12 protein-coding genes are annotated in these 9,739 nt (G+C 68.0%); 8 read left to right on the top strand and 4 right to left on the bottom strand.

Annotated elements, in window-relative coordinates; genetic code table 11:
* From VFL64_RS13055 to VFL64_RS13045, 3 genes are all read left to right on the top strand, one after another.
* Window positions 1-653 (top strand): septation protein A (locus VFL64_RS13055; protein WP_489540812.1); only part of this gene is annotated, 653 nt, incomplete at its 5' end.
* Between the two features lie 4 nt (window positions 654-657).
* Window positions 658-924: a BolA family protein gene (locus VFL64_RS13050; protein ID WP_489540811.1), complete on the top strand. Its 267-nt coding sequence runs from the start codon at window positions 658-660 to the stop codon at window positions 922-924.
* Window positions 925-1,021: 97 nt separating this feature from the next.
* Window positions 1,022-1,834: a peptidylprolyl isomerase gene (locus VFL64_RS13045; protein WP_028359519.1), complete on the top strand. Its 813-nt coding sequence runs from the start codon at window positions 1,022-1,024 to the stop codon at window positions 1,832-1,834.
* 134 nt (window positions 1,835-1,968) lie between these two features.
* Here VFL64_RS13045 and VFL64_RS13040 read toward each other — a convergent pair whose 3' ends face one another.
* The gene (locus tag VFL64_RS13040; RefSeq protein ID WP_489540810.1) at window positions 1,969-2,643 is read right to left on the bottom strand and encodes an ABC transporter ATP-binding protein; all 675 of its coding nucleotides are present in this window, start codon (window positions 2,641-2,643) and stop codon (window positions 1,969-1,971) included.
* A gap of 15 nt (window positions 2,644-2,658) precedes the next feature.
* Between VFL64_RS13040 and VFL64_RS13035 the strand changes: the two genes are divergently transcribed.
* Window positions 2,659-3,312: an arylesterase gene (locus VFL64_RS13035; RefSeq protein WP_489540809.1), complete on the top strand. Its 654-nt coding sequence runs from the start codon at window positions 2,659-2,661 to the stop codon at window positions 3,310-3,312.
* A gap of 18 nt (window positions 3,313-3,330) precedes the next feature.
* Here the strand turns inward: VFL64_RS13035 and VFL64_RS13030 are convergent, their stop codons facing one another.
* Both VFL64_RS13030 and def read right to left on the bottom strand, forming a co-directional pair.
* Window positions 3,331-5,430, bottom strand: a complete 2,100-nt coding sequence (locus tag VFL64_RS13030) for a DUF6600 domain-containing protein (protein WP_489540808.1) — start codon at window positions 5,428-5,430, stop codon at window positions 3,331-3,333.
* A 108-nt stretch (window positions 5,431-5,538) separates the two neighbouring features.
* On the bottom strand, window positions 5,539-6,075 hold the full coding sequence (gene def, locus VFL64_RS13025; protein WP_489540807.1) for a peptide deformylase: 537 nt from the start codon (window positions 6,073-6,075) through the stop codon (window positions 5,539-5,541).
* An 82-nt stretch (window positions 6,076-6,157) separates the two neighbouring features.
* Here def and VFL64_RS13020 point away from each other — a divergent pair, with 82 nt between their 5' ends.
* The 4 genes from VFL64_RS13020 (at window position 6,158) to VFL64_RS13005 (ending at window position 9,475) form a co-directional block, all read left to right on the top strand.
* Window positions 6,158-6,478 carry a hypothetical protein gene (locus tag VFL64_RS13020; protein ID WP_489540806.1) on the top strand — a complete coding sequence of 107 codons (321 nt, stop codon included), beginning with the start codon at window positions 6,158-6,160 and terminating at the stop codon, window positions 6,476-6,478.
* Window positions 6,479-6,560: 82 nt separating this feature from the next.
* Window positions 6,561-7,799 (top strand): hypothetical protein, encoded by a 1,239-nt coding sequence (locus VFL64_RS13015; RefSeq protein WP_489540805.1) that lies wholly within the window; start codon window positions 6,561-6,563, stop codon window positions 7,797-7,799.
* Window positions 7,800-7,811: 12 nt separating this feature from the next.
* On the top strand, window positions 7,812-8,717 hold the full coding sequence (locus tag VFL64_RS13010; protein WP_489540804.1) for a metal ABC transporter substrate-binding protein: 906 nt from the start codon (window positions 7,812-7,814) through the stop codon (window positions 8,715-8,717).
* On the top strand, window positions 8,714-9,475 hold the full coding sequence (locus VFL64_RS13005) for a metal ABC transporter permease (protein ID WP_489540803.1): 762 nt from the start codon (window positions 8,714-8,716) through the stop codon (window positions 9,473-9,475). Before VFL64_RS13010 ends, VFL64_RS13005 begins: the two co-directional genes overlap by 4 nt.
* On the opposite strand, the gene VFL64_RS13000 is transcribed toward VFL64_RS13005, so the two are convergent.
* Window positions 9,465-9,739 (bottom strand): hypothetical protein (locus VFL64_RS13000; protein WP_489540802.1); only part of this gene is annotated, 275 nt, incomplete at its 5' end. The genes VFL64_RS13005 and VFL64_RS13000 overlap by 11 nt on opposite strands.

The raw sequence follows: 9,739 nt of genomic DNA, 5'->3' as shown, positions 1-9,739 counted from the left end.
TGATGAAATTCCTCCTCGACTTCCTGCCGCTGCTGCTCTTCTTCGGCACCTTCAAGTTCGCCGACGCCAACAAGGAGTGGGCCGCGTCCTTTGCCAGCAATCACCTCGGCTTCCTGGTGTCGGGCGGCGTGGTGGGAACCGAGGAGGCTCCAGTATTGCTGGCCACGCTGATCGTGATCGCCGCCACGCTGATCCAGGTCGTCACCCTCAAGCTGATGCGCCGCAAGATCGACCTGATGCTGTGGATCACGCTGGCCCTGGTGGTGGTGCTGGGTGGCGCGACCGTGTGGTTTCACAACGCCACCTTCATCAAGTGGAAGCCCAGCGTCGCCTTCTGGTCCATGGGCTTGGCGCTGTGGGCCAGCCAGGCGCTCTTCGGCAAGAACCTGCTCAAGTCGATGATCGGCGGCGAGCTCAAGCTGCCCGATGCCGTCTGGCAGCGCCTCAACTTCGCGTGGGTCGCTTTCTTCGGGATGATGGGCCTGCTGAACGTCTACGTGGCCTACAGCTACTCCACCTCGACCTGGGCCACCTTCAAGGTCTTCGGCGTGTACGGGCTGATGATCGTCTTCACCGTCGCCCAGGTGCTCTACCTGAGCAAGCACATGAAGGACGAGCGCGCCGAGCCCGCATCGCCCGACAAGCCGAGCTGAGGCCATGCCCGTCACCGCCCAGGACATCGAGGCCGCGCTGCGCGAGGCACTGCAGCCTGCAGCACTCGCCATCACCGACGACAGCGACCAGCACGCCGGCCATGCCGGTGCCCGCGAAGGGCGCCATTTCAGCGTGCGCATCGTCAGCGAACGCTTCGCGGATCTGTCGCGCGTGAAGCGCCATCGCCTCGTATATGATGCCCTCCACCTCTTGATTCCGCGCGGTATCCACGCGCTCGCCATCGACGCCCGAGCTCCGGGCGAAAGCTGATTCCGCAGCCCCAGGCCCACCGGCCCACAGGCCACCACGCCGCTGCCCAGCCCCTCCTCCTCTGCTTTCCATTTCGTTGTTGAAAGGCCTCAAGCCCATGAAGAAGCTGTCTCTCGCCGCCCGCACGTCGCTGCTGGCTGCCGCTGTCGCGTTGGCCATGCCGCTGGCCGCCCAGGCACAAAACATCGCCATCGTGAATGGCAAGCCTGTGCCCAAGGCGCGGGTCGATGCGCTGCTGACGCAGGCCACGAAGCAAGGCAACCAGCCCCGCACACCCGAACTCGAAGCCCAGGTGCGCGACGAGGTGGTGCTGCGCGAGATGTTCATGCAGGAAGCCGAGAAGCGCGGCCTGGCCAGCTCGCCCGACTACAAGGCCCAGATGGAACTCGCGCGCCAAAGCATCCTGATCCGCGAACTCTTCAATGACTTCAACAAGAAGAACACGGTCACCGACGCCGAAGTCCAGGCCGAGTACGACAAGTTCAAGGCGCAGGCCAGCGGGATGGAATACCACGCGCGGCACATCCTGGTCGAGAAGGAAGACGAAGCCAAGGCCTTGATCGCGCAGATCAAGGGCGGCGCCAAGTTCGAAGACCTGGCCAAGAAGGCGTCCAAGGATCCGGGCTCCGGCCAGAACGGTGGCGACCTCGACTGGGCCGCCGCCAACTCCTACGTGCCTGAGTTCGCGCAGGCCATGCAGGCGCTGAAGAAGGGCGAAATGACGCAGACGCCGGTCAAGACGCAGTTCGGCTACCACGTCATCCTGCTCGAAGACACGCGCGAAGCGCAGTTCCCGAGCCTGGACGAAGTCAAGCCGCGCATCCAGCAGGGCCTGCAACAGCAGAAGCTGGCCAAGTTCCGCGACGACATCAAGGCAAAGGCAAAGACCGACTACAAGTTTTCTAACTGAGCCCCCCAGTCGCTGGCGCTCCTGCCCCCAAGGGGCGCCGCCTGGCGGACCGGCGAAGCCGGATCCGCGGGCGTGGCTCGATGTAGGCCGGCTTCGCGGCCTGTTTGAAGGCGTCCTTCGGGGCGCCTTTTCTTTTATGCGTTGACCAGTCTTCCGGCCTCGATCTTGAGCTGCCGGTCGCAGCGTGCGGCGATGCCGCGGTCGTGCGTCACCAGCACGAGCGTGGTGCCGGCTTCCCGGTTGAGGTCGAACATCAGCTCCATCACCTTCTCGCCCGTCGCGAAGTCGAGGCTGCCGGTGGGTTCATCGGCCAGGAGCACCGAGGGCTTGACGACGAAGGCGCGGGCCAACGCCACGCGCTGCTGTTCGCCGCCGGACAAGACCTTGGGGTAGTGCGACAAGCGCTCACCCAGGCCAACCCGCTGCAGCATCTCGACGGCCTGGGCGCGCGCATCGCTGCGGCCTTGCAGCTCCAGTGGGAGCATCACGTTCTCGAGCGCCGTGAGGTTGCCAAGCAACTGGAAGCTCTGGAACACGAAGCCGAGCTGGGCAGCGCGCACCGCGGCTCGTGCGTCTTCGTCGAGCGCGAACAAATCGTTGCCGGCGAGGCGAACCGTTCCGCTGCTTGGCGTGTCCAAACCCGCGATGATCGACAGCAAGGTGCTCTTGCCCGAACCGCTTGCCCCCACGATGGCGGCCGACTGCCGAGGCGCCAGCGTGAAGTCGATCTCGTGGAGTATCGTCAGCGGGCCGCTGGTGTCCTGCACTTGCTTGGTGACGCGCTCGACAGCAATGATGGGGTCCGACATGAAAGGCCAGTCTCGATGGATTTGAAGCGCCGGTTGACGCGAAGAAGCCTGCTGAACCACTGTACCGCGCTTGCCTTCGCCACCGCGGGCCTGCCGGCGATGGCCTCGGCCCAGCCTGTGATTCTGGTGGTGGGTGACAGCCTCTCGGCCGAATACGGCCTGGCGCGCGGCAAGGGTTGGGTGGCCTTGCTGGAGCAGCGCCTCGCACAGGAGAAGCGCCCCGCCACCGTCATCAATGCCAGCATCAGCGGCGACACCACCTCTGGCGGCCGCTCGCGCCTGCCCGCGCTGCTCAAGCAGCACCAGCCCACGATCGTTGTTCTGGAACTCGGCGGCAACGACGCGCTGCGCGGTCTGCCCCTCAGCATGACGCGCGACAACCTGCAGGCCATGGCGCGCGCCGCCAAAGCCGCCGGCGCCAAGGTGCTGGTGGTGGGCATGCAGGTGCCGCCCAACTACGGGCGGCAGTACGGCGAAGACTTCTCGGCACTGTTTGCCAGCGTCGCCAAGACCGAAGGCACGGGCCTCGTGCCCTTTCTGCTGAAGGGCGTGGCAGATGCACCGAACGCCGAGGCGATGTTTCAGCCCGACCGCATCCACCCACGCGAGCAGGCCCACCCGGTCATGCTGACCAATGTGTGGGAAGGCCTGAAGCCACTGCTGCGCTGAGGAGCCATGACCCTCAGCTCAGCGCGCGAAGGAGCGCTGCTGAGACGGACGGTCGTCGCCGCCACCACCGCGTTGCTGCCGGCCTTCCTGTTGCTGCTGTTGTTGCGGCTGCTGTTGAGGCGGCGCTTGCTCACGGTTCTGCCGCGCGCTCGGGATGGGCGGGGGTTGGCGCACCATCGGCGGCTGGATCTGCGGTTGCTGCACCTGCGGAGCTTGAACCTGCGGTTGGGGCGCTTGCATCTGGGGGGCCTGCACCGGGCGCGGCGGCGGCCCGGGCATCTCGTGATGCTGTCTGCGCTCGTCGGTGCGGTAGACGGGCGGCGGCGGGGCCGGCGTGCGATCGGGAATGGTCTCGCGTGGCGGTTGACGGCGCGTGCGCTCGTCGCGGTCGTTCCGATCGTCCTGACCGCCGCGGCCATCGCGGTCACGCGGCGCAGCCCAGCCTGGTTGGTTGACCTGCGGCAGCGTGTTCGCGCCGGGGGGGCCGGGTTGGTGTGACGGCGGCGTCATGGGGTTGTCGCGGCCGCCGTAGCCAATGCGCGGTGGTTCCTGCTGCGGGCGCGGCGCTGGCGCACCGCCCACCACCGGCGGCCGGCCGCGATCGGGTCCGTCGTTGTCGTTGCCGCGCGAGGGCATGCCAGGGTTGATGCTCGGATTGGCGCCGGGATTCGGGCCCGGCCGGTTGGTCGCAAAGCCTGGGCGCGAGACACGGGGGTCCGCCACCACCGGTCGGTTGCTGCCGCCGCTCCAGCGCGGCGGTGCCGTCACCGGCGCATCGGCACGAGGACGATCGCGCGCCAGGTCGCGCAGCATGTGGTCATTCACGCGGGCGATGGACGGCGCCACCGGTTGGCGGCGCTCGATCACCGTGGCGGGCACCACCGTCACGGCACGCGCCACGCCGCGGTTGGCGTAGTGCGCGTTGGCCATGTACTGGCCCGGGTTGTTGATGATGGTGGTGACGTTGGTGATGTTCGTCACGTGCGTCACGTTGACCTGCTGCACGTAGCGCGGGCTCACGCGGTAGCCCGGCACGTAGACCTCGCGCGGGCCGAGCGGGAACCAGCCCACCGTGGGCGCGCTGCCCACGCGAACCGACACGCTCACGCCGGGGCCGCCCATCCAGGCCACCAGCGCCGGTGCATAGACGGGGCGCGCCACGTAACGGCCCGGGGCCCAGCACCAGTTGTTGCGGTAGTAGACCCAGCGGCCGTAGTGGAAGGGGGCAAAGCCCCAGGGCGCGTCGTCGACCCAGGTCCAGCCCCAGGGGCGCACCCAGGCCCAGTGGCCCATGCGGTAAGGCGCCCAGCCGGCCACCACCACGCGCGGCGTCCAGAGGGTGCCGTATTCAGCGGTCTGCTGCCAGGCACCATAGCGGTCGAGGTCCTCCACCCCCGTCATCTCGGGCGAGACGTAGCGTTGGGCAGCGAGCGTGTCTTCGGTGCCGTCACGCGCGGCCACCCAGGTGCTGAACTCGTCGCGCACGGGGTTGCTGATGGCGTACTGCGGCCCGCCGCGCTCACGCCAGAACTCCACGTGCTGGCCTTGCATGATGGCAAGCGCGGTGCCGTCGCTCTCGTAAGTCGCCTGCCCGCTCAGCGCGGTGGCGTGGCTGGTTTCACCGAGGCGGTCGAAGCGGTAGTTGCCGACGCTGTCGGTGCGGAAGTGGCCTTCGTCGGTGACGAGGCCGAACTCGCGGGCTGCCTCGCGCGTGCGCAGCCGGGCCGTCATGCTGCCGGCGCGCAGGGCGATGTCGATGCGGTCGTCGTCGAGGCGCTGCACGTCGATCTCGGTGTTGGGTGCCAGGCGCAACACGCTGGAACCGATGCGGATCTCCGCGCGCCCATCGGCCTCGGTGGAGAGGCGGTCGCCGGTGGTCACGGGGCGGTTGCGCACGGCAGCGATCCACTCGTTGCTGTCGGTGGAGAAGAGCCACACCTGGCCATGGAGTTCGGACAGCCGGCCCACCCGGTCAGGCGGGTCTTCGGCCTCGGCCGCACGGACCGGAAGGGCCAGCAGGCCCAGCAGCAGCAGGCCGAAGAACAAGCCCAGCCAGCGGGCAAGGTCGGCCGGGGGTGATTCGCGCTGCAGTGCAGCAGATGGCGGATGTTTCTTCATGAGCGAGTCTCGCTTTCGATGGCGGTGAACCGCAGGGGTTCCACCCACAACGCGCCGAAAGCGCCCCGGGCTGACGGTAGAAACGTTTCTTCGCAATCCCGCCAGCGGTCAGTCGTCGTCCGCCGGGTCCAGCTCGGGAAACAGCACGCTCGTGTAGCCAAAACGCGTGAAATCGCGCACGCGCATCGGGTAAAGCTTGCCGATCAGGTGGTCGCATTCGTGCTGCACCACGCGCGCATGAAAGCCATCGGCCTCGCGATCGATGGGATGCCCCTGCGGGTCGAAGCCGGTGTAGCGGATGCGGGCGAAGCGCGGGACCACGCCGCGCAGGCCAGGCACCGAGAGGCAACCTTCCCAGCCTTCTTCTTCCTCGTCGGACAAGGGCGTGATCTGCGGGTTGATGAGCACCGTCTCGGGCACCGGCGGAGCCTCGGGGTAACGCTCGTTCTTCTTGAAGCCGAAGATCACCAGCGCCAGGTCCACGCCGATCTGCGGTGCGGCCAGGCCCGCGCCGTTGGCGGCGTGCATGGTGTCGAACATGTCGTCAATCAACACGTTCAGCTCGGGCGTGTTGAAGTGCTTCACCGGCTTGGCAACGCGCAGAAGGCGCGGGTCGCCCATCTTGAGGATTTCTCGAACAGTCATGGCCGTGATTTTCTTCCAGTCTCGGGGATGTGGTAGTTTCCACCCCCTGCCGGCATGGGCCGGCGCTGAAAGTCGTTCTGCCTTGAAGTCGATGTTGCGTTCGTGGCGTGTACTGCTGCTGGCGTGGGCCATCTTGCTCGCCCCGCAGGTGCAGTTCGTGCACGCGCTGTCGCACATCGCGCCGCAGTCCAGCGAGCAGTCGTCGCACGAGCGCCAGCAGGCGCCCGACAAGGTGTGCGACACCTGCGCAGTGCTGGCCCAGTTGGGCAGCGCCCTGCCCTCGCAGCACGAATGGCATTCCCCCGCGGACGCACTGCCCGCCCCCGTGGCACCGGCCGTTCAGGCCGTTGCGCTGCAACCCACCGCGCATTTCCAGGCGCGTGCCCCACCTGCATTGAGCTGATCCCGCACTGCCCCGTCACGGGGCTTCATGCCGCCGCGCAGCTGCGCGGCGGCGCGTGTCGTCATCTCTTGCAGGAACACCCATGTCCACTCCCCGCTTTGCGGCCGCAGGCCTGTGCCTGGCCGCGCTTTCGTCCGTCGCGCATGCGGCCGACAGCAGCTCCTCGCTTTCCGCCTTCAACCCCGCCATCTCGCTGATCCTCAACGGCACTTACGCGGACCTCTCGCGCGACCCCGAGACCTACACCTTGCAAGGATTCATTCCCAGCGGCGGCGAGGTCGGCCCCGGCAAGCGCGGCTTCAGCCTCGGTGAATCCGAACTCACGCTGAGCGCCGCGGTGGACCCGAGCTTCTCGGGCCGCTTCACCGCAGCCATGACCGGCGACAACGAAGTCGAGGTCGAAGAGGCGCTGTTCGAGTACCAGAGCCTCTTCAGCGGCGCCACGCTCAAGGGCGGGCGCTTTCTCTCGTCCATTGGCTACCTCAACAGCCAGCACGCGCACGCCTGGGACTTCACCGACGCACCGCTCGTCTACCAGGCTTTCTTCGGTGGCCCCTTGAAGACGGACGGCCTGCAGCTGCGCTGGCTGGCACCGACCGAGACCTTCGTCGAGCTCGCCGCCGAGCTGGGCGCGGGCAGCACCTTCCCGGGCAACGACAGCAACCGCAACGGCGCCGGCATGACCGCCCTGATGGCCCACCTGGGCGACGACATCGGCGAGAGCTCGAGCTGGCGTGCCGGCGTCTCGTGGCTGCGCCACCGGCCGAACGGCCGCAGCTACACCGACCTCGACGCCACCGGCACCGAAGTCACCAACACCTTCAGCGGCCGCAGCGACACCTGGGCGCTCGACGCCATCTACAAATGGTCGCCGGGCGGCAATGCCACGCGGCAGAACCTGAAGATCCAGGGCGAGTACTTCCGCCGCACCGAGAGCGGCACACTGGGTTTCGACACGCTCTCGCAATCCACCGGCACGGTCGACAGCGACTACCGCAGCGTGCAGAGCGGCTGGTACCTGCAAGCCGTCTACCAGTTCATGCCGATGTGGCGCGTAGGCGCGCGCTACGACCGGCTCAGCTCAGGCTCGGTGGACATCGCAGCGGTCAGCAGCGGCACACTCAGCGCCGCCGACTTCCCGCTCCTGCAAAGCGCCACGCCCACGCGCAGCACGCTGATGCTCGACTACTCGCCTTCCGAGTTCAGCCGCGTGCGCCTGCAGCTCGCCAACGACCGCAGCAACCCCGCGGTCGGCTCCGACCGCCAGGTCTTCGTCCAGTACATCATGAGCCTCGGTGCCCATGGTGCGCATTCGTTCTGAGGAGACGTTCCCATGCAACGCACACTCAAGCACTTCCTGCTGGCTGCCCTGGCCGGCCTCTCGCTGCAGGCCCAGGCCGCGCTCAACGTGGTGGCCTGCGAGCCTGAATGGGCCTCGCTCGCCAAGGAGCTGGGCGGCGACGCGGTCAGTGTCTCGTCGGCCACCACCGCGCTGCAGGACCCTCACCGCATCGAAGCCCGACCCAGCCTCATCGCCCGCGTGCGCAACGCCGACCTGCTGGTGTGCACCGGCATGGAGCTGGAAGTGGGCTGGCTGCCGGTGCTCATCCGGCAGTCGGGCAACGGCAAGCTGAACCCCGGCTCGCCGGGCTACTTCGAGGCCGGTGCCTTCATCACGCCCATCGAAGTGCCCACGCGGCTGGACCGCGCCGATGGCGACGTGCACGCTGCCGGCAACCCGCACATCCAGCAAGACCCACGCAACATCGCGCTCGTGGCCAAGGCGCTCGCCGCACGGCTGGCTCAGGTCGACCCGGCCAACGCCGCGCAGTACCAGAGCCGCTACACCGCCTTCGCCGCGCGCTGGACCGAGGCCCTGCAGAAGTGGGACCAGAAGGCCGCGCCGCTGAAGGGCATCAGCGTGGTGGCCCACCACAAGAACATGGGTTACCTGTGGGCCTGGCTGGGCGTGCGCGAAGTCGCGACGCTCGAACCCAAGCCAGGCGTGGAGCCGAGCGCCGGCCACCTCAGCGCATTGAACGCGCAGCTCGCGCGCCAGCCCGCCAAGATGGTCGTGCGTGCGGCTTACCAGGACCCGCGCGCTTCGCAGTGGCTGGCCGAGCACGCGCACATCCCGGCCGTCGCCCTGCCCTTCACCGTGGGCGGCAACGACAAGGCCAGCGACCTGTTCGGCCTCTTCGACAGCACACTGGCCCTATTGCTCGAGGCCGCCAAGTGAACCTCGACCTCGCCATCCTGCTGCCGGCGTTTGCGGCCGGCCTGCTGGTGCTCGCCACCCACGTGCCGCTGGGCGCGCAGGTGCTGCGCAAGGGCATCGTCTTCATCGACCTGGCGATTGCGCAGATCGCCGCGCTGGGCGTGATCGTGGCCGGCCTGCTTGACATCGCCCCCGGCGGCTGGCAGGTGCAGGTGGCCGCCGCCATCGCCGCAATCGCCGGCGCCCTGCTGCTCACCTGGACGGAGAAAAAGTGGCCCGACGTGCAAGAGGCGCAGATCGGTGTGCTCTTCGTGCTGGCGGCCACGGCGGGCATTCTGCTGCTGGCCAAGAACCCGCATGGCGGCGAGCATCTGCGCGACCTGCTGGCGGGGCAGATCCTGTGGGTGAGCTATGCGCAGCTGGCCTTCCCCGCGCTGGCCACGCTCGTCATCCTCGGGCTCTGGTTCGGCCTGCGCGAGCGGCTCTCGCGCCTGGGCTTCTATCTGCTGTTTGCGCTGGCGGTGACGGTGTCGGTGCAGCTCGTGGGCGTGTACCTGGTGTTCGCCAGCCTCATCGTGCCGGCGCTGGGCGTGCGCAAGCACCCCGAGCGGCGGCGCTTGCCGCTGGCGTACGGCATCGGGGTAGGCGCCTATGCGCTGGGGCTGGTGCTGTCGTCGGCCTTCGACCTGCCCAGCGGCGCGCTGATCGTTTGGTGCCTCGCGGCGCTGGCGGTGCTGGCGCATGCGGCCAGCCGATCGCAGGCAGGCGTCAGCTCTTAGGTACCGAAGCCGGCGCGTCCGCAGGCTGCGGCGGAAGATCACTGATCTCGGCGATGCGGATCTCGCCGCCTTCGAGCACCAGACGCACCCGCTCGATCCTCTCGGTGCTGCTGGTGCGGCGCATCACGTCAACGCGTTCCAGCTTGCGGCATTCGAGGCGCAGCGTTTGCGACAAGGCTTCGGCACGGCCCTCGTTGCACGCGCGCTCGCTCTGGTAGCGCTTGGACGCCTGCACCATGCGCGTCACCGAGTCCATGTACTCGG

The organism is Rhizobacter sp. (assembly GCF_035702065.1).
Lineage (GTDB): Bacteria > Pseudomonadota > Gammaproteobacteria > Burkholderiales > Burkholderiaceae_C > Rhizobacter.
Note: the sequence above shows the minus strand (reverse complement) of the source record. Positions and strands in the feature narration are given on the sequence as shown.

What these genes read in the sequence shown, in the direction of transcription:
- VFL64_RS13050 (WP_489540811.1), top strand. Translation starts at nt 658, where the DNA reads ATGCCCGTCACCGCCCAGGACATCGAGGCCGCGCTGCGCGAGGCACTG.
- VFL64_RS13045 (WP_028359519.1), top strand. Translation starts at nt 1,022, where the DNA reads ATGAAGAAGCTGTCTCTCGCCGCCCGCACGTCGCTGCTGGCTGCCGCT.
- VFL64_RS13040 (WP_489540810.1), bottom strand. Translation starts at nt 2,643, where the DNA reads ATGTCGGACCCCATCATTGCTGTCGAGCGCGTCACCAAGCAAGTGCAG.
- VFL64_RS13035 (WP_489540809.1), top strand. Translation starts at nt 2,659, where the DNA reads ATGGATTTGAAGCGCCGGTTGACGCGAAGAAGCCTGCTGAACCACTGT.
- VFL64_RS13030 (WP_489540808.1), bottom strand. Translation starts at nt 5,430, where the DNA reads ATGAAGAAACATCCGCCATCTGCTGCACTGCAGCGCGAATCACCCCCG.
- def (WP_489540807.1), bottom strand. Translation starts at nt 6,075, where the DNA reads ATGACTGTTCGAGAAATCCTCAAGATGGGCGACCCGCGCCTTCTGCGC.
- VFL64_RS13015 (WP_489540805.1), top strand. Translation starts at nt 6,561, where the DNA reads ATGTCCACTCCCCGCTTTGCGGCCGCAGGCCTGTGCCTGGCCGCGCTT.
- VFL64_RS13010 (WP_489540804.1), top strand. Translation starts at nt 7,812, where the DNA reads ATGCAACGCACACTCAAGCACTTCCTGCTGGCTGCCCTGGCCGGCCTC.